21 protein-coding genes are annotated in these 16,341 nt (G+C 47.0%); 11 read left to right on the top strand and 10 right to left on the bottom strand.

Annotated features, from left to right (window positions below; genetic code table 11):
* Window positions 1–237 precede the first annotated feature (237 nt).
* The 3 genes from corA (at window position 238) to AF_RS03970 (ending at window position 2,548) form a co-directional block, all read left to right on the top strand.
* A complete protein-coding gene (gene corA / locus AF_RS03980) occupies window positions 238–1,293 on the top strand; it encodes a magnesium/cobalt transporter CorA (protein ID WP_010878289.1) in 1,056 nt (351 codons plus the stop codon).
* The gene (locus AF_RS03975) at window positions 1,290–2,231 is read left to right on the top strand and encodes a TIGR00341 family protein (RefSeq protein ID WP_048064287.1); all 942 of its coding nucleotides are present in this window, start codon (window positions 1,290–1,292) and stop codon (window positions 2,229–2,231) included. Before corA ends, AF_RS03975 begins: the two co-directional genes overlap by 4 nt.
* Window positions 2,232–2,302: 71 nt before the next feature.
* Window positions 2,303–2,548, top strand: a complete 246-nt coding sequence (locus AF_RS03970; RefSeq protein ID WP_010878287.1) for a twin-arginine translocase TatA/TatE family subunit — start codon at window positions 2,303–2,305, stop codon at window positions 2,546–2,548.
* Here AF_RS03970 and AF_RS03965 read toward each other — a convergent pair.
* From AF_RS03965 to AF_RS03955, 3 genes are all read right to left on the bottom strand, one after another.
* Window positions 2,540–3,121 (bottom strand): ZPR1 zinc finger domain-containing protein, encoded by a 582-nt coding sequence (locus AF_RS03965; RefSeq protein ID WP_010878286.1) that lies wholly within the window; start codon window positions 3,119–3,121, stop codon window positions 2,540–2,542. The two genes, AF_RS03970 and AF_RS03965, sit on opposite strands and share 9 nt — an antisense overlap.
* Window positions 3,118–3,486, bottom strand: a complete 369-nt coding sequence (gene sepF / locus AF_RS03960) for a cell division protein SepF (RefSeq protein WP_010878285.1) — start codon at window positions 3,484–3,486, stop codon at window positions 3,118–3,120. The genes AF_RS03965 and sepF overlap by 4 nt, the downstream gene beginning before the upstream one ends.
* A 68-nt stretch (window positions 3,487–3,554) precedes the next feature.
* The gene (locus AF_RS03955) at window positions 3,555–4,484 is read right to left on the bottom strand and encodes an L-threonylcarbamoyladenylate synthase (RefSeq protein WP_010878284.1); all 930 of its coding nucleotides are present in this window, start codon (window positions 4,482–4,484) and stop codon (window positions 3,555–3,557) included.
* A 79-nt stretch (window positions 4,485–4,563) separates the two neighbouring features.
* On the opposite strand from AF_RS03955, the gene AF_RS03950 reads away from it, so the two are divergent.
* Window positions 4,564–5,502 (top strand): replication protein A, encoded by a 939-nt coding sequence (locus AF_RS03950; RefSeq protein ID WP_010878283.1) that lies wholly within the window; start codon window positions 4,564–4,566, stop codon window positions 5,500–5,502.
* Complete coding sequence (locus AF_RS13065; protein ID WP_010878282.1) at window positions 5,502–6,188, top strand: RPA family protein; 687 nt, start codon at window positions 5,502–5,504, stop codon at window positions 6,186–6,188. The genes AF_RS03950 and AF_RS13065 overlap by 1 nt, the downstream gene beginning before the upstream one ends.
* Here the strand turns inward: AF_RS13065 and AF_RS03940 are convergent.
* The 3 genes from AF_RS03940 to AF_RS03930 are packed head-to-tail and all read right to left on the bottom strand — an operon-like array spanning window position 6,185 to window position 8,368.
* Window positions 6,185–7,105 (bottom strand): DUF1152 domain-containing protein, encoded by a 921-nt coding sequence (locus AF_RS03940; protein WP_010878281.1) that lies wholly within the window; start codon window positions 7,103–7,105, stop codon window positions 6,185–6,187. The genes AF_RS13065 and AF_RS03940 overlap by 4 nt on opposite strands.
* Window position 7,106: 1 nt before the next feature.
* The gene (gene eif1A / locus AF_RS03935) at window positions 7,107–7,400 is read right to left on the bottom strand and encodes a translation initiation factor eIF-1A (protein WP_048064286.1); all 294 of its coding nucleotides are present in this window, start codon (window positions 7,398–7,400) and stop codon (window positions 7,107–7,109) included.
* Window positions 7,397–8,368, bottom strand: coding sequence for a tyrosine--tRNA ligase (locus tag AF_RS03930; RefSeq protein ID WP_010878279.1), 972 nt, complete (start codon window positions 8,366–8,368; stop codon window positions 7,397–7,399). The genes eif1A and AF_RS03930 overlap by 4 nt, the downstream gene beginning before the upstream one ends.
* A gap of 135 nt (window positions 8,369–8,503) precedes the next feature.
* On the opposite strand from AF_RS03930, the gene AF_RS03925 reads away from it, so the two are divergent.
* From AF_RS03925 to AF_RS03910, 4 genes are read left to right on the top strand one after another with little or no spacing between them, the layout of a single operon-like run.
* Window positions 8,504–9,265: an RAD55 family ATPase gene (locus AF_RS03925; RefSeq protein ID WP_010878278.1), complete on the top strand. Its 762-nt coding sequence runs from the start codon at window positions 8,504–8,506 to the stop codon at window positions 9,263–9,265.
* A complete protein-coding gene (locus tag AF_RS03920) occupies window positions 9,262–9,594 on the top strand; it encodes a hypothetical protein (protein ID WP_010878277.1) in 333 nt (110 codons plus the stop codon). The genes AF_RS03925 and AF_RS03920 overlap by 4 nt, the downstream gene beginning before the upstream one ends.
* Window positions 9,587–9,775: a hypothetical protein gene (locus tag AF_RS03915; protein ID WP_010878276.1), complete on the top strand. Its 189-nt coding sequence runs from the start codon at window positions 9,587–9,589 to the stop codon at window positions 9,773–9,775. The genes AF_RS03920 and AF_RS03915 overlap by 8 nt, the downstream gene beginning before the upstream one ends.
* Window positions 9,754–10,803 carry a hypothetical protein gene (locus tag AF_RS03910; RefSeq protein ID WP_010878275.1) on the top strand — a complete coding sequence of 350 codons (1,050 nt, stop codon included), beginning with the start codon at window positions 9,754–9,756 and terminating at the stop codon, window positions 10,801–10,803. The genes AF_RS03915 and AF_RS03910 overlap by 22 nt, the downstream gene beginning before the upstream one ends.
* A 27-nt stretch (window positions 10,804–10,830) precedes the next feature.
* Here AF_RS03910 and AF_RS03905 read toward each other — a convergent pair whose 3' ends face one another.
* Window positions 10,831–11,700: a UbiA family prenyltransferase gene (locus tag AF_RS03905; protein WP_010878274.1), complete on the bottom strand. Its 870-nt coding sequence runs from the start codon at window positions 11,698–11,700 to the stop codon at window positions 10,831–10,833.
* A 265-nt stretch (window positions 11,701–11,965) separates the two neighbouring features.
* Here AF_RS03905 and AF_RS13060 point away from each other — a divergent pair, with 265 nt between their 5' ends.
* Together AF_RS13060 and AF_RS12380 are read left to right on the top strand one after the other, a co-directional pair.
* Window positions 11,966–12,130, top strand: coding sequence for a hypothetical protein (locus tag AF_RS13060; RefSeq protein WP_158296882.1), 165 nt, complete (start codon window positions 11,966–11,968; stop codon window positions 12,128–12,130).
* A gap of 71 nt (window positions 12,131–12,201) precedes the next feature.
* Window positions 12,202–13,842 carry a sensor histidine kinase gene (locus AF_RS12380; RefSeq protein ID WP_052270472.1) on the top strand — a complete coding sequence of 547 codons (1,641 nt, stop codon included), beginning with the start codon at window positions 12,202–12,204 and terminating at the stop codon, window positions 13,840–13,842.
* On the opposite strand, the gene AF_RS03895 is transcribed toward AF_RS12380, so the two are convergent.
* From AF_RS03895 to ndk, 3 genes are read right to left on the bottom strand one after another with little or no spacing between them, the layout of a single operon-like run.
* The gene (locus tag AF_RS03895) at window positions 13,810–14,100 is read right to left on the bottom strand and encodes a thioredoxin family protein (RefSeq protein WP_048064285.1); all 291 of its coding nucleotides are present in this window, start codon (window positions 14,098–14,100) and stop codon (window positions 13,810–13,812) included. The genes AF_RS12380 and AF_RS03895 overlap by 33 nt on opposite strands.
* Complete coding sequence (gene infB / locus AF_RS03890; RefSeq protein ID WP_010878271.1) at window positions 14,100–15,887, bottom strand: translation initiation factor IF-2; 1,788 nt, start codon at window positions 15,885–15,887, stop codon at window positions 14,100–14,102. Before infB ends, AF_RS03895 begins: the two co-directional genes overlap by 1 nt.
* On the bottom strand, window positions 15,884–16,339 hold the full coding sequence (ndk, locus tag AF_RS03885; protein WP_010878270.1) for a nucleoside-diphosphate kinase: 456 nt from the start codon (window positions 16,337–16,339) through the stop codon (window positions 15,884–15,886). Before ndk ends, infB begins: the two co-directional genes overlap by 4 nt.
* Window positions 16,340–16,341 lie beyond the last annotated feature (2 nt).

The raw sequence follows: 16,341 nt of genomic DNA, 5'->3' as shown, positions 1-16,341 counted from the left end.
ATATCGAGCATATCGAGTAATAGCTTCTTTTAAAGCTCTAATACAACGATTTTACCGATTCGCCTTCTCTGTACGGGATATCAAGGTAGTAATGCTTGTTACCGTCGATAATTTCAAAATCAGGGAATATTTCCCCGTCACACCTCTTTACCCTCAATCCCATCCTACTTCTTTACAAAATTAACTTCGCCAAAATCTTGGAGCAAAGCGTTATATTTTATTAATTAAACAAAATTCATGCGGATTCCAGCGACAATCAAAAAGAAGATGGCCCTTCCACCCGCAACTCCCGTCTTCACCGGCGAAAAGAAAGTTGAGGAAACTAAAATTACTGCGGCAATTTACGACGAGAAATCGGTGGAGTTTAAGGAGCTAGAGGTGGGGGAGCTTGAAAGTGTGGTCAGAAGCGCGCTCGCACTCAATAAAAAGCTCTGGATTGATGTCGTTGGTGTTCACGATGAAAGTCTTATCGCTAAAATCTGCGAATTCCTGGGAATCCACCCTCTCGCTGCTGAGGACATTCTCAACACAGCCCAGAGGGTAAAAATTGAAGACTACGACGACCACCTTTTTCTTGTACTTAAAATTCTGCTTTACAACGAGACCCTTGAAATTGACCAGCTCAGCCTGGTTTTGAAGAAAAACCTTGTGGCGACGTTTGAAGAAAGAGAGTACTGGATTCTCGACTCCATCCGCTCAAGGCTTAAGTCCGGGGGGAGAATGAGAAAGCTCGCTGGCGATTATCTTGCCTATACCATACTCGACGCGGTTGTTGACAGCTACTTCGAAGCACTTCTGAAAATTTCGGATGAGATTGAGGTGTTGGAGGATGAGGTTGTTTCTGGGGACAGCACACTCATCGGGAAGATTCACAGCCTGAAGAGGGAAATACTTGCCTTCAGAAACGCCGTATGGCCCCTAAGAGATGTTCTCAGCTTCTTTACCAGAGTTGAGCACGAGCTTATAGGTGAGGAGGTAAAGGTGTATTACAGGGACGTTTACGACCACGCTGTTCGACTCATGGAGGTTCTTGAGACGCAGAGAGAGCTGCTGGTGAGCTTGAGAGACTTATTTCTGTCAGCGGTCAGCAACAAGCTCAACGAGATAATGAAGGTGCTCACTATGATTGCGACCATATTCATTCCCCTGAGCTTCATTGCGGGTGTTTATGGGATGAATTTTAAGTACATGCCTGAGCTGGAGTGGAAGTACGGGTATCCGGCCGTTCTGACAGTTATGGCCGTCATCGCACTGGTAATGATTGCCTTCTTCAGGAGGAAGGGGTGGTTATGAGAAAAATCATAGTCAGGGGGAGGAAGGAAGACCTAGAGGAGATAGCGAGGGAATTGGGAGATAGAGCTTTCATTTACGATGACAGAATCGAGCTATACGTTCAGGACAGTGAAACGGAGGAATTGGTTAGCAGAATTAAGGATAAGCTTGACCTGAGATACAAGGAGAGCATAATCGAGGTTTACAAACCTGAGTTCGTCATCTCCCCCGCTTCGAGGAGGGAAAAGGCGGAGGAAAAGACTCCGGTTGAGAAGCTTGTTGAGATGACAAAATCGTATGCTAGCCTCAATCCCGGAAGAAGCGTGGTAACGGCCATTGCAGGCGTCATCGCCCTCTCGGGCCTCATTATGAACAACGCCGTTATAGTCATCGGAGCGATGCTCCTTGCCCCTCTTCTCGGTCCGATACACGGTTTTGCCGTCAATCTTTCCGTTGGATACGTAAAACTTGCCTTCAGAAGCGCTCTTAACCTCCTTTTTGATCTTTTCCTCACCATGGTCTTTTCTACGCTTTTTGCGATGATGATTGGTCTCGTCCATCCCCTTCAGCTAACACCGGAAATTCTGCTGAGAACGGAGGTAAGCCCAGTTTACGAGCTTCTTGCAGTCCTTCTTGGGTTTGCCTCAATTCTTTCCCTTAGCAGGGGAATATTGGAAAGCCTAGCAGGTGTCGCTGTTTCAGCCTCTCTGCTACCTCCGGCAGTGGCTACTGGGATTCTTCTCGTTATCAGCCCTCCTCTTGCCGTGAAATCGCTGACTCTCACCCTTCAGAACGTAGCCGGATTGATGGCGGGAAGCTTGGCTGGAGTTTACGTTTCGGGCATAAGAGCGGAGAGGTACTACGAGAAAAAGGTAGCAAGAGCGTATCTTGCAAGGTCGCTCATTGCCCTCACCCTCCTTCTTATCGCTCTGCTCTTCCTCTCGATTTTGGCGGGCTAGGATATACGACGCTGCGCTCTCTCCAACAGCAAGAGGCAAAGTTATTAATAGTTCCCAGACTACAGAAATTGATGCTCGGATGGGGCGAGATGGCGATCATAATAATAGGAGCGATAATACTGCTCGGCCCGGAAAAGCTAACGGATTTCGCCAGAGAGCTCGGAAAGCTTTACGGAGAGTACAAGAAGGCCATGAGAATGATCGAGCTTGAGTACATTTACGGAGTGAAGCAAATCAGCGATGAAGAGCTTGAAAAGGATTTGAAGGAAAAGCACCAGCAGCTGCTGGATGAGATAAAAAGGTTAAACTCAGACTAAATCCTCCAGCTCCTCCTCGCTCATTCCGGTTATATCGATTATGGTCATCCCGGTTTTGAGCCTCTGAGCCTCCTCCTTGGACATTATCTCCTTGAAAGCCTCGTCCGAAACGATTAGGCTGTTACCGAAGGGGTCCTCAAGAATGAGAGTGAGCTCCTCGTCTCCGTCAATCGTGTTTCTGATTCTTTCGAGAATCCACTCGCACCTCCTCACCTTCTCCTCGTCATCGGAGTTCCAGCGCATGGCTGTTCTAACAACACCCTCCACCCTGTCCAGCACGCCTTCGAGGTTTGTGATGAAGGCCTGGCTTGCCGGGCCGGGCTCAATTGCCACCCCGATTTCGGGAATGCGTATGGTTCCTGAAGTGGACCTTATAACCTTGGTGAAGAGGTTCTCCCTGTTTATTTTTATGATGTATCTCACCGGGTCCTTTTCTCCGAGAACAACGGAATCCGCGTGTCTGAAACCGCACTCACAGCTAATCGACGTGAGAAGAACCTTGCCGAAAAACGGAACGTCGTAGGTTGATACTACCGCCCTCAGCTCCCTTCCGCAGCTCGGGCAGGGAATCATCTTGAGGAACTCCTAATCTTGTTTCTGTCCACCTTAATTCCCGTAGGCGTTATTATCACGTAATCCTCGCCAAGCCCGACGATATCTCCCTTCACGTCTTCAGCGAGTTGCCTCAAATCCTTTAGCACTCTATCGAGAGTGAGCTTATCGTGCTTTATGAAGGCGATATCCGCCACAACAATGTTCCCGTCGTAAATCTCCCTTTTGATTTCAGGAACTTCGTTCAGTCCTGTAACCTCGGCCACCCTGATGTAAACTCCGGCAGCCTCACTAATCTCAGCCTCATACTCGCTGAGGTCTAGCTCTTCATATTCATCAATGTTCAGTTTTTCGGATTTGCCGAGAATCTTGTCTATAATCCCCATGGTTTCACCGAAGCTATTTTTGATTTAAAGTATTTAAAGATTTTTTCCAAACCATTCGGCATTCATCATCAAACTCTGAAAACCCTCTCCCCCGCAAGCCTGCGAAGCCGGTCCATGATTGCCTCGTTCTCCACGCCCTCGATGACAATAATATCGGGACGTCTGGATTCGGCCTCTCTTACCGCAGAGAAGAGGTTCGCCGAATACTCCTCAGCCGATTTTCCGATCACAATTGTTTCATCCGTAATTTTCTCCCTCGCAATTACAACAACTCTACCCCGCTTTTCTGCCTCATCAACAAACTCCTTTATTCTCTGCAAGGCTCTTTCACCGACGAAAACGTAAACCTGGCAGGATAGGCTGTAGGTCTCTTTTCTCGGCTCAACCACGACCTCAACATGCTTCTTTATGCTCTCAACGCTTACCGCACCAACTCTCAGAACCTTTGCAGGAGTTTCGGTCAAGTCAACTATCGTCGACTCAACTCCCACCTTGCATTCTCCCTTTACGACGGCATCTATTCTGCTTCCAAGCTCCTCAACAACGTGCTCCCACCTCATCAGGCTCGGTCTTCCTGAGAGGTTTGCAGAGGGAACGACAATGGGTTTCCTAAGCATCTCCATAAGCTGTAGAGGAACCTCGTGCGCGGGCATCCTCACGGCTATCTTTCCCTTTGGAGAAAGCAGCGAGGGCATAACACCCTTGCTTTTCAAAACGAGGGTTAGGGGACCGGGGAAAAAGGCTTCCATGAGCTTTTCCGCTCTTTCATCAACTTCGGCAATCTTGCCCACATAATCCCTGCTCCAAACGCCTACGATGAAGGGCTTATTCAGGCTCCTCCCCTTAATCTCGTAAAGCCTTCTCAAAGCCTCTTCATTGGTTGCGTCGCATCCCATCCCGTAAACGGTTTCAGTCGGGAAGGCAACGATTCCTCCTGCTCTCAAAACCGCAACAGCCTTCCGAATTCCCTCTCTGCTTGGCTCAAGAACTTCTGCCATTAAAAAAACTCATTATGCAGGCTATCAATTTTTCGGAAAAACCTTTTATCCGCCTGATTAATGGTTAAATGGTGATTGAATGGACAGAGTTGAGAGTTTAGCCAACCAGATTTTTGAAGATTACAAGGATTATGGAGTTGACAGAAAGGAGATTGTTGAGAAGCTCAGAAAACTTCTTATCGAGTTCAGAGTTCCGGAAAATGAAGCTGTTAGAACCATCAGAAATTACATCATCAGGGAGTACGGAGCACCTGCAACGGTAAGGAGGGAGAGGATTACAAAAATTGAGGAAATAAAGGAGCCGAACAAATGGGTTACGGTGAAGGCCAAGGTCATTCAGCTTTGGGAGAGCAGCAGCCCCTCAATAGCCCAGGTGGGGTTGATTGGTGATGAAACCGGCTACATCAGGTTTCTCGTGTGGACGAAGGCCAAGAAGCAGCCAGTTGATGAGGGTAAAAGCTACATATTCAGGAACGTTGTTGTTGACGACTACGGGGGAGTTTTAAGGCTTAACGTAACGAAAATAAGCGAGATAGAGGAGATTGAGGAGGATGTGAAGGTCAAACCGCCGGAAGAGCTGAGCGAGGACGTGGAGGTCGTTGGGGCGCTTGTAGCGATTCAGCAGAACAGCGGACTCATTCAGCGCTGCAGCGTTGAGGGCTGCAACAGAGTGATAAAGATGGGGAAGTGTCCGGAACACGGAAAAACGAAGGCGAAAGACGATTTGAGGATTAAAGGAGTGCTTGACGACGGATACAGAACCTACGAGGTTATCATAAACGAGGAGGGTGTGGAATCTCTGACCGGAATTAACCTTGAGAAGGCAAAGAAAATAGCCGAGGAAACTTTGGATAGAGGTGCGGTTCTGACAGAACTTAAGAAAATGCTTCTCGGAAAGTACCTGAGGGTTGTTGGCACCGCAACGCCGAGATACCTGATAGCCAAGCATGTTGAGTTCTTCAGACCAGATATCAGAAAGGAGATTGAGAAGGTTAAAGCCCTTCTGGAGGAGGTATAATGACGGCTTTTCTTAAAAGAGAGGTTGCGAGAAGGGTTTTTGCGAAGGAGCTCATGAACTCAACCTACACCTTAAAGGATGAGTCGGAGAAAAGTCCAGTTTACGTCCTCACACCTCTCGGATTGAAATGCAACAGAGTTTTTATAATCGGAGTTCTCACAGAAAAGGGGGGGAGGGGAGAGGACGGAAGCATTTACAGAATTCGCGTTGTTGACCAGACCGGCTCTTTTGTAGGCTACGTCGGAAGGTATCAGCCCGAAGCGTATGAAGCGCTGGAGGACATAGACACTCTAACTCTCGTAGCTCTTACCGCCAAGGTGAGGGTTTTTGAGGGTGAGACGGGAAAATTCGTTACTTTACGCCCCGAAACGATAAGCATCGCCGATCCGGAGTCGAGGGACTATTGGGTGATGGAGACGGCAATTCAGACGCTCGAAAGGATAAAGGAGATGGAGAAGGGGGAAAAGGAGACCGCAAGACTCGCCATGGAGGTTTACAACACAAACCTCGAAGAGTACAAGAACGCCGTAAGGGAGGCAATAGCGAGAGTTATGGAGGACTACGGCGAGATTGGGGTTGAGGAGGAGGAAGAAGAGGAGATAGAGGAAGAGGAGTTTGAGGTTGAAGAGGAAGAGATAAGCTTTGAGGAGGAGGAGATAGACCTAACCGAGCTGCTGGAGGACTAAAGCTTTCCTGCAACGGCCCTCTCAAAGTCGTATTCGGTCAGGATGCCTTCAGCGTGAAGGAGGGAGTTTGCCTCCTCAAAGGTTTCCGCCCTCTCCACTATTTTTGCAGCGTGATTTATTTCAAAAACGGCTTCCGCCCTGAAGTAGAATATCAGCGTTGAGAGTGGTGTAACGAGAGCGCTTCTCCCCTTTCTGAGCTTCTTCAGCCCCATTTCACCCTCGAAGGCCATGAGGGGAATCATGCTCGCCTCGGTGGTTACGTCTTTCACAGCATTCCTCATCAACTCGTAATCCCTTCTGCTCATCGAGCAGCATCCCAGAAAACCGCCTTTTTTGATGATGTCGGAGATGTTGAGCAGCAGCTCCTCAACTCTCAGCTCTCCATCGCTCCCGAAACCTGTTACGGCAACAATCCCGCCAACTTTCTTTAAGGCAGCAACGCAGATTGCATCTGCAAGCGGACTCCTCACTCCCGACTCAAAACCGACGGAGATTGCATCTCCCCCAGCGTCAACTCCAACAATGAGTGAGATGCCCTCTTTTTCAGCAAAATCTCTGATCCCCTCAGCAAGCTTCCCTACATTCTTTGTGAGGTCAAGAGCGACGACTTTGCCAAAGTGCTTGGCAGCCTTTGCGATGTTCGGAATTACTCCATCAGCAGTTTTGGTACTCTCGTTTGCAATTCCAACCGTCTCGTTAATTCTTTCGATGCCAACAAGCTCTTCCAGAGGCCTCGGCCCAGGCTTCGGATCGACGACGATCCTGTCCCAGACCACGCTTCCGTGTAGCGTCTCAAATCCGAAGTGGCCGAGAAAGTTTGCAACGGGAATCGTGCTTACAATGTCCCCTCCACCGCCAATGCCAAACGTCAGAGCCTTTTTCGGCTCCAAAGATTTGAGAATCTCTATAATCTCCATTTCAGAACTTCAGATATCCCTTTCTCTCCAGCCACTCAACCTGAGGATTCGTGTATCTCCATACAATGTCCGCCCTGTCCTTCTGGAACGACCAGGGAACAACGATTACCACATCACCCTCTCTAATCCATATTTTCTTTCTCATTTTCCCCGGAATTCTTGCGAGCCTCTCAACTCCGTCCTCGCACCTGACCTTAATATGCCCTGCACCGAGCATCGAGGTTACCACTCCGAAAAGCTCCCCCTTCTTCCTGTCCGGTAACCTCACCCTAATTACGTCATCCTCGCTGCTCAGACAGACACCCCTAACCTTTTTCTTGCATCTTCAAGAAGCATGTTTAAATATTTTGCCACCGCAATCTTTAGGTCGAGGGGGTGAAGCTGGCCCGATTTGAAGTCCTCAGCGAGCTCCTCGAAGGAAGCGTACTCCACATCCCCTCCGAATTTCGCATCCCTCTCCACGACAATTTTTCCGAATCTGGGCAGAATGTGGTATTTGGCAATATCGAGAATCGGGTTCTCCTCAACAACTCCGGCAGGGCAGTAGGCCTTCCTGATCTTCCTCTCCACCTCCTCAGGCGGGTCTCTGACGGAGATGTAGTTCCCCTTCGAGCTGCTCATCTTCTGACCGTCGAGGCCGACGAGAATTGGCGTGTGAAGGCAGACGGGAGAACTGTAGCCCAGCCTGGGGAGGTTCTCCCTCGCAAGCATGTGGATTTTTCTCTGGTCTATTCCTCCTACAGCTAAATCAACTCCAAGGTGGGCGATGTCGAGGGCCTGCATGAGCGGGTAAATCATCTGAGAAACCATTGGGTCCTCCTTCCTTCTGCTCACCTCATCCATGCTTCTCCTCGCCCTGTTGAGAGTGGTTATCCTCGCCATCTTAAGAACGTCAAGGACGTAATCTCTGCTCAGCTGATACTCACTTCCGAGAACGAACTTGGCCCTGCTCTCATCCAGGCCGAGAGCGATGAAGACCTTCTTGTTGTAGTCCGCAACTTCGGCAATCTCCTCAAACGTGCCCTTCTCGTTGAGGTAAGCGTGAATGTCCGCAAGAAGAACGATAATTTCAAACCCGGCCTCCTGCAGGTCCATTAGCTTCTGGACGGTCATCATGTGACCGAGGTGTATTTCACCGCTTGGCTCGTATCCAACGTAAGCCCTCGGCTTCTCCTTGGTTTCAATTAGCTGCCTTAGCTCCTCCTCCGTCACAACTTCCTCGGCATTTCTCGTGATCAGCCTCAGTTTCTCCGTGATGTCCATACCGAACGAAAACCCAGGCTGTTTTTAAAGTTGTTTAAATGTTTAAAAGCCCTCCAAAGCTTGCTACCTGCTAATGATGAAAAAGGTTGCAAAGGCTTGAAAATATATTTATACTTCTTAAACTAACTTCAATTAATGCTGGAAAGAATTAAGTCGGGCGTCATCGGGCTTGATGAAATCCTCGGTGGGGGGTTCATTAAAAACACAGTCAATGCAGTCGTAGGCGGCATGGGGTGTGGTAAGACCATTTTCTGCATGAACTACCTTCTTGAAGGCCTTGAAAACGGTGAAAAATGTATGTACGCTTCACCAGACCTCGATGTTGACGAGTTTCTGAGGCTTGCCGAATCAATGCATTGGGACTTTTCCAAGTACATTGACAACGGGCAGCTGAACATAATGACGGTTGTGGCGGAAGACGCAGCATCGTTCATAAAAATGGCTTTTGAATACGACAGAGTTGCCGTGGACGCATTATCTCCTCTAGTCATTGACGTTGAAGCCGGAAGCAGAAAGGAGATAGGCTGGTTGCTTAAAAATCTCAAGTCGAAGGGGACGGCCCTGATTACTGTGGAGGAGCCTTTAAGACAGAATGCCGATTTGCTGTTGCTTTTGGCTGATAGCGTTATAAGCCTCAGATACACCGGTTACGGCGGTCCTTTCAGCAGGACGCTGAGAGTTCTAAAGCATAGAATGTCCTGGCACGGAGATGGGGTTTATCCCTTCTACATTATTGAGGGTGCTGGGATAGTTATTGACGAAAAGAGGGGAGAAGGGTTTGAATTAGAGGAGGAGATGAACCTGCCCGAAAGGGCCAAGGAAAAAATCGCAGAGATGTGTAAAAAGGGCACTCTCACCTTAGAGGATATTAGCAAAATAAAGCGGAGAATACCATGAGGGCGGACTTGCTTGAGCTCATAGAGCCCTTCAGAACTGACGAATCCGTTCTCTTTGCGGTAGTTTACAGTATAGACGGCACGGTTCTTGCCAGCCACATAAAAAGCAGGGAGTGGATACCAACCCTTGAATGGGCTGAAAAGGAGGTTGAGGTGGTAGCGAGGCAGGTGCTTGAGGAGAACCTGAACAGCGTTGAGTTCAGATTGGGGAAGGAGGGAATCCTCATAAGGCCGATTTCGAGGTCGATGCTCCTTGTTGTAGGAATTTCCGACGCTGCCTCGCTTTATAAGGTGAGAATAGACACCGAGTCGCTGCGAGTCTATGATTGAGTTCGCATACAGTCTGAAAAATGACCCCAAAAAGGCGTTTGATGAAATCAGGTCCAAAGCGGAGAATTTGGACTTCAGGCCAAATCTCGCGATAGTTTACCTCACCGAGCATCTGCAGAAAGATGCAAAGGTGTTCAAATTCGATTTTGACACGCTCTGGTGCCTGTTGAAGGGTTTATAACTCCCGATGGCGTGTGGACTCGCGGATGCCTGTGCATGTTTGCCGACATCGACTACACTCTGAACGTTTTCAGGGGTAATCCAGACGAGGTGGTCGAGCAGTTGAGAAGCGCTGAGAAGGGGAGGTTCAATTTGCTGGTCTATCCGCTGTTTTATGTTGATAGTAGATATTCTTTTTTAAGTAGCTTTTTAAGACTTAAAATGGCAAGAAACGTTGAGGAGGCATCTAGAATATTTAAAGAAGCGATATATCCTATAAATACGCTTTTGCGTCCATTCAGAGATGAAAAAGCAAACGCTGTTTCGCTTAATCTCTTCCCTCTAAATTTTGGTATTGGTAAACCAAAGATAGCAATAAATGGTTCTAATATTGGGAGGAGTGTAATTCTTCTAACTATTGATAAAAATTTTGGCACAAAATATGATGACTTCTTACCTGAAAGAGGAACTGATGTTGAAGAAACTAAGAAAATTTTAAAGAAAGAATTCCAGTTCATTGAAGATGTTGCCATAAGCAAAGGAAATTTGTCCATAGCAAAAATAAATAATATGAGTATAAGAGAATTCTTAAGGTCTCATAATTTAAGAATGAGAGGTGATTTGGAAAACGATGTTAACAGAGAGGGCATATTCGGAGCGTCACCTTACATTTTAGCTTTAATCAGCAAAGAAACTAATGGTTCTACATGTTTAGGATTGATGGATTATAATTTAAAATTTTATCCTTCCTTTTTTACTTTAGATATATTTTATGACGAGGGATTATTTTTAGGAGAGCAGCTGAAAGGTGGGTTGGATAGAATAAAATTAGTAATAAACTCAGAAAAGTTTGACTTTATTTTCGTTGACCAGAATATTATGTTAATGTTCGAGGATTGGATTGTAAATGTTTTTCGGGGAAAAGATGTATACGGCGTTTTAGTGTCTTTCCCGTCGTACACAGGTAAAATGCAGAAGAGATCAATGAGTGAAGTAGAAGAAAAAATTTGTTTAAACACAACGTTGTCGACAGTGTTTCTTAATTTATAGTACTCCACGTTTTTTTTTGCTTAATTATTACAGTTTACAACCTATAGCAAAGGCAATTAAAAAACCTAGATAAGAGTAAGTGTAAATTTTTAAAGAAGAAATAATATTTTTAGTTATTTTCCATTTTTCTTTATGAAATTTGTAGATTGCGAACAAAATGGGGGGATATACTGTGAGAACTAGCAAGGAACTGGTAGGAGTCACATCTAACAATGATGAAAAAATTACGACAAAAGTTGAGGCAATAAACAACATCACCGATATTATCAATAAAGTGCTGGGTGAAAGAACTACGGCTAATGTTCTGTAACCAGATTTTATATCGGCAGAAATGTCTTTTAAGTCTTTTAAGAAGAAACCCGAGAGATATGTAAATCCAGTAGCCAAAGTAAAAACCACTCCAACTTGAGAAATTTCAGAAAAAATGGTCCAAAAACTTAGTGGAAAAGAAAACGAACACAAAATATATGTAAATACTTCAGTCTTGTAATCCTCTTTGAATCGTCTGATAATTTTTCCAATAAAAATTTTATCAGAGTAAAGCCAAGTTAAAACGACAGATAATCCTGTTAATAGTAATGCAATTTCTTTACTTTTTGATATAAAAAATATTAATAAAAAAGATACAAAATAAAAAGCAACGACAAATTCTGTCACGATTTTGCGATGTTCAATAAGAAATCTTGCATAGTTACGACCGGCATTAAGATCATCTTCAGCATCATTTAGGTGATTCCAAAGGTTAGCGGCTGTAAAAAATGAAAATGCGAAAATATACGAAATAATAAGCTCGTTATAGCCAGACCCTGAGAGCATGAATGCCAAAAGAGATAGTAAAGGTATAGGATAAGCAAAATTTATTGGTTGAGACCCGATCTTTATTATTTCAAATATCATTAACCTGCAAATATCTTAATCTCCTTGAACACCTTCTCCGCTTCCTTTCTCTCGTCCTTCCTCTCCATTTTTCATCACCTCAGTCATTATTAAACCTTGTGATATATAAATTTTACTATCATGTAAGCATAATTGTAATAACAATGACCATTATTACGTAAATAATAATTATCATCAACATGCTGCAAAAGAAACAGAGGATAAAATGCTACTCTTGCGCCTAAACAAGATAAAGTTTAAATGTTGATAAACAACGAAAATTGATGTGGAAAAAAGTGCAATTGAAGCCCTTGAGATGCTTTGCTCGGATGACCTTGAAAGTACGCTTCCTAATCTCTGCAGCTTTCTTGTAAATTATGCTAAGGTGAGTTATGCAGAAATAGAAGTGGGTGGGCTGAAAGCAGAGCAGGGGAGCAGAGTGGCAAGGTAACTGAGGTAAAAACTGGAGATGCCACGATAAGGCTCTGCGGGGATGATGAGGTAATAAAGCTTCTGATTCCCTTGCTGAGCAAGCTGCTGGACAGGTTGCTGCTCTTCCAAGAAGTCGTGACCTTTCTCGACCGCACCCCTGACATCATTCTAACGATGAACGAAGAGGGGGTTATAGTAAGCCAGAATGAGACAGCCCGCAGAGTTTTTGGGGATGTGGGGGGAAAAATCTACTCTGAGATTTGTAAAGATGACACCTGCTCCGTCGGTGACAGATACTACAGCATGGTTGCCATTAAGGGATTCAGGAGGACCATAGTTGTGGGGAGGGACATCACTGAGAGAATCAGGCTTGAAAAAGAGCTTGAGGACAGGGAGAGGAAGTTCAAAGCCCTTGCAGAGCTCTCACCAGCAGGAATCCTCGTGCATCACCAGGGCACAATTCTCTTCGTGAATGAGGCTCTCTGCCAAATTCACGGCTACACCAGAGAGGAACTTCTGAATAGGAAGGTCTGGGATTTGATTCATCCAGATTACCACGACTTGGCAAGGGCTATGATGCAAAAGAGGCTTGAGGGAGAAAAGCCGGTTTACGAGCTCAAAACCATCAGAAAAGACGGAAGCGAAAGGTGGGTGCTCGTTGCCGGAGGGGCGATTGATTGGGATGGGAAGAAGTCCGTCATGGCCTTCGCAATAGACATAACCGACAAGAAAATGATAGAACAAAGGCTTGCAGAAAGGGAGGAGCTTTTCAGGAGCATATTCAACATCTCTCCTGCTGGGCTTTACATACTCGTAGGGGGTAAGTTTAAGCTCGTCAATCCAGCATTTGAGCGAATTACGGGCTATTCTGCTGAGGAGCTTGTTGGAATGAAAAGCCTTGAGATCGTTGCTGAAGAAGACAGGGAGTTTGTGAGGCGGAAAGCCATTGAGATGCTGAAAGGGCGTGAGACAGAGCCCTACAAGTACAGAGTAGTGAGGAAAGACGGTAAAATCAGGTGGGTTTACGAGAACGTGGCTTCTATCGCTTATGAAGGAGAGAGGGCGGCACTCGGCAGCGTTATCGACATCACAGAAATTGAGGAGGAGAGAAAAAGGCTGGAAGAGCTGACATCCATGCTCGAGCTGATAAACAAGACGCTAAGGCATGACGTTCTCAACGCCCTGACTTCGGCAATGGCCCTCCTTGAGATGGGTATTGAGGAGAGCAACAAGGACTACCTGAACAAGGCTTTGACGTCAATTAACAGAGCTGTAAGCATAGTCCGGAACATGAGGGCGTTTGAGGATGCCGTGAAGTCTGGAGAGTTGAGATGCATAGATGTTGGAGAGCTGGTTTCCGAGGTTGCAAAGTCCTTTGAGAACGTTTCGGTTAAAGGAGAGGGCAGGGCTCTTGCCGACGAGGGTCTGAGGTCTGTGGTAGAGAACATCGTGAACAACGCATTCATCCACAGCGGTACGGACAGAGTGGAAATCACAGTTTCTGAAGGCAAGGAATGGTGTGAGATAAGGATTGCCGATTTTGGAATCGGTATTCCGGATGAGATAAAACAGAGAATTTTTGAGGAGGGGTTCAAGTACGGGAAGGCTGCGCAGACAGGACTGGGGCTTTTCATCGCAAGAAAAATAGTCGAGAGATATGCTGGAGAAATCTGGGTTGAGGATAACGAACCAAAAGGCTCAGTTTTTGTAATCAGGCTTAAGAAATGCTGAAATCTGCTCCAATATGGCTTCTCGGGCTGTTTTGTAGTCGGCAAAGCCCATGAAGCCTCCCAAAACCTCATCTCCATCTGCAAGAACCAAGGTGGGGAGCATCAAAACCTCGTACTTCTCAGCAAGCTCCCTTTTCTCGTCAACGTCCACGACTTCAAATTCCACAGTGCCGTTAAGCTCCCCCATCAATCTCTCGACAACTTTCTCAAAGGCCCTGCAGTAGGGGCAGTATTTGCTGGTGAAAACCAAAGCCTTCATCACTTGCCCCAGAAGGGATTGTCCTTTCTCTTAATCTCAAGAAACTCCTTAAAGGCCCTCTTTGTTTCCTCGTCCAGCGAGTCCAGAAGGTCGCGCTCTATAACCTTCGCATGCCTTTCAGGGACATCAACGTAAAGCTCCTCATCTCCCTCAAGCTGCCTGCCGATGGTAACATCCTCAATGGCGATGGCAAGCTCATCACCGGCAGAGGCTATTGCAACATTCTTGCCCTCCTTCTGCATTGTCCTCACTGCCCCAACCTTCGTGCCGTCGGGCTTGATTAGGTCAACCCCCCTCCTCAGCTCACCCGCAAGAACTCTCACTCCAACAATTGCCGGCTTGCTCCTCCTGAAAATAAACTCCTTCAGAAGCTTGATCTTGCCGGGCTTGATTAAAGCCTCAACCTTCTGCCTCTCCCTCGCCAGCCTCTCCTCCTCTCTCCACTTGACAAAGCTTTCGATGAGAGTGTAGATGATTTCGTGGGAGAAAATCCTGACACCGTACTTCTTCGCCTCCTCCTCAACTCCGGGAAGAAGCTTGACGTTGAAGGCGAGAACGACCTTGTTAAGCTCATCCTTGTTGGCGGAGGCATCGACAACGTCCCTCTTATCAACATCCCCCACTTCTGCCTTCTTTATGGGGATGCCCTCCTGCCTCAGCTCGTTGATTAATGCCTCGAGAGAGCCGAGAGTGTCGGTTTTGAGCACAACCCCCTCCTCATCAGTTCTAATGGCAATCTCCTCGTACTCTTTCCTGACCCTCTCCTCGAACTTCTTTATGTCCTCCTCGCTCTCAACAACCTCGAACTCGCTTCCCGCAAGCACGTTTTCGAGGTTTGGGGCAACAATCTTTATACCGGCTGCAGCGGTAACGCTCTTCACGCTCTGGAATTTGCTCTCAACCCTCATTTCTCTAACTGGAGGGGGCTTCAGAATCGCCTTAACGTTTGTGACGATTACCTCATCCTTTCCTGCAATGGCAATCCTGTCCCCAACTTTGAGCGTTCCGTCGTAGAGGATTGCATCGCAGGTAACCCCTAAACCGCGCTCCTCTTTAACCTCCAAGACAGTTCCTCTCCCCTTACCCTCGATGTGGAGCCTCAGGTTCTTCTCAAGGTACCTCTGGGCAAGGCCAACAAGAATGAGGAGAAGCTCCGGAATCCCCTCTCCCTTTAGGGCTGAGATTGGCACCACTGCGACAGTTCTCGTGAAGTCAGATATCCTGTCAAAACGCTCAGCAGAGAAGCCACGCTGGTAAAGCTCTGCAATGAGGTTGTAGAGCCTGTTCTCAAGGTTCTGCTTCGCAAAGTCCTCCTGCATCGCGTAGCTCTTCATGAAGGGCGTGTCTTCGTGGCTCTGCCAGCCGGGAATTCTGTCAATCTTGTTGGCGGCAACAACGAAGGGCGTTTTGAAAGTTCTGAGAATGGATAAAGCTTCCTCCGTCTGCGGCTTAAAGCCCTCGTTGATGTCCACAATCAGAATGGCGAGATCTGCCAGAGCTCCACCCCTTCTTCTGAGGTTGGTGAAGGCCTTGTGGCCGGGAGTGTCAATAAAAAGAAGACCGGGAATCTTAACCTCAACCTTCCAGATGTCTTTGCAAATCTGCTTGATGACATCTAGGGGAACCTCAGTAGCCCCGATGTGCTGCGTTATTCCCCCAGCCTCCTTTGCCACAACCTTCGACTTTCTGATTCTGTCCAGTAGTGTTGTCTTGCCGTGGTCAACGTGGCCCAGCACGGCAACAATTGGAGTTCTCAGAGCTTTTGCTTCTTCTTTCTTTTTGCTCATCTCTCCTCGTAAATCCAGTCTTCGTCAGCCTTCTCCCAGTTCACAATTTCATCATCGCTGAAGAAAAGCGAAATTTCCCTCTCTGCGGACTGAGGAGAGTCGGACGCATGAACAACGTTCCTGCCCACATCAAGTCCAAAATCTCCTCTGATGGTTCCCGGTGCTGCCTCAGCTGGGTTGGTTGCTCCAACCAGCGTTCTGACAACCTTGATGGCGTTTTTGCCCTCAACAACCATCGCCACAACAGGCCCGCTGGTGATGTAGTCAACAAGAGCGGAGAAGAAGGGCTTCTCCCTGTGCTCCGCGTAGTGGTTCTCTGCCATCTCCCTTGCAATCCAGAGCATTTTCATTGCAACAATCTTCAGCCCCTTCCTCTCAAGCCTGCCGATGACCTCTCCGACGAGACCCCTCTGTACCCCGTCAGGCTTTACCATAACGAAGGTCCTTTCCATGG

The sequence above is a fragment of the Archaeoglobus fulgidus DSM 4304 genome, assembly GCF_000008665.1.
GTDB lineage: Archaea > Halobacteriota > Archaeoglobi > Archaeoglobales > Archaeoglobaceae > Archaeoglobus > Archaeoglobus fulgidus.
Note: the sequence above shows the minus strand (reverse complement) of the source record. Positions and strands in the feature narration are given on the sequence as shown.

What these genes read in the sequence shown, in the direction of transcription:
- AF_RS03970 (WP_010878287.1), top strand. Translation starts at nt 2,303, where the DNA reads ATGCTCGGATGGGGCGAGATGGCGATCATAATAATAGGAGCGATAATA.
- ndk (WP_010878270.1), bottom strand. Translation starts at nt 16,339, where the DNA reads ATGGAAAGGACCTTCGTTATGGTAAAGCCTGACGGGGTACAGAGGGGT.
- infB (WP_010878271.1), bottom strand. Translation starts at nt 15,887, where the DNA reads ATGAGCAAAAAGAAAGAAGAAGCAAAAGCTCTGAGAACTCCAATTGTT.
- AF_RS03895 (WP_048064285.1), bottom strand. Translation starts at nt 14,100, where the DNA reads ATGAAGGCTTTGGTTTTCACCAGCAAATACTGCCCCTACTGCAGGGCC.
- AF_RS03965 (WP_010878286.1), bottom strand. Translation starts at nt 3,121, where the DNA reads ATGATTCCCTGCCCGAGCTGCGGAAGGGAGCTGAGGGCGGTAGTATCA.
- AF_RS03940 (WP_010878281.1), bottom strand. Translation starts at nt 7,105, where the DNA reads ATGGAGATTATAGAGATTCTCAAATCTTTGGAGCCGAAAAAGGCTCTG.
- AF_RS03930 (WP_010878279.1), bottom strand. Translation starts at nt 8,368, where the DNA reads ATGGACATCACGGAGAAACTGAGGCTGATCACGAGAAATGCCGAGGAA.
- corA (WP_010878289.1), top strand. Translation starts at nt 238, where the DNA reads ATGCGGATTCCAGCGACAATCAAAAAGAAGATGGCCCTTCCACCCGCA.
- AF_RS03955 (WP_010878284.1), bottom strand. Translation starts at nt 4,484, where the DNA reads ATGGCAGAAGTTCTTGAGCCAAGCAGAGAGGGAATTCGGAAGGCTGTT.
- AF_RS03925 (WP_010878278.1), top strand. Translation starts at nt 8,504, where the DNA reads ATGCTGGAAAGAATTAAGTCGGGCGTCATCGGGCTTGATGAAATCCTC.
- AF_RS03950 (WP_010878283.1), top strand. Translation starts at nt 4,564, where the DNA reads ATGGACAGAGTTGAGAGTTTAGCCAACCAGATTTTTGAAGATTACAAG.
- AF_RS03915 (WP_010878276.1), top strand. Translation starts at nt 9,587, where the DNA reads ATGATTGAGTTCGCATACAGTCTGAAAAATGACCCCAAAAAGGCGTTT.
- AF_RS03920 (WP_010878277.1), top strand. Translation starts at nt 9,262, where the DNA reads ATGAGGGCGGACTTGCTTGAGCTCATAGAGCCCTTCAGAACTGACGAA.
- AF_RS13065 (WP_010878282.1), top strand. Translation starts at nt 5,502, where the DNA reads ATGACGGCTTTTCTTAAAAGAGAGGTTGCGAGAAGGGTTTTTGCGAAG.
- AF_RS03975 (WP_048064287.1), top strand. Translation starts at nt 1,290, where the DNA reads ATGAGAAAAATCATAGTCAGGGGGAGGAAGGAAGACCTAGAGGAGATA.
- AF_RS03905 (WP_010878274.1), bottom strand. Translation starts at nt 11,700, where the DNA reads ATGATATTTGAAATAATAAAGATCGGGTCTCAACCAATAAATTTTGCT.
- sepF (WP_010878285.1), bottom strand. Translation starts at nt 3,486, where the DNA reads ATGGGGATTATAGACAAGATTCTCGGCAAATCCGAAAAACTGAACATT.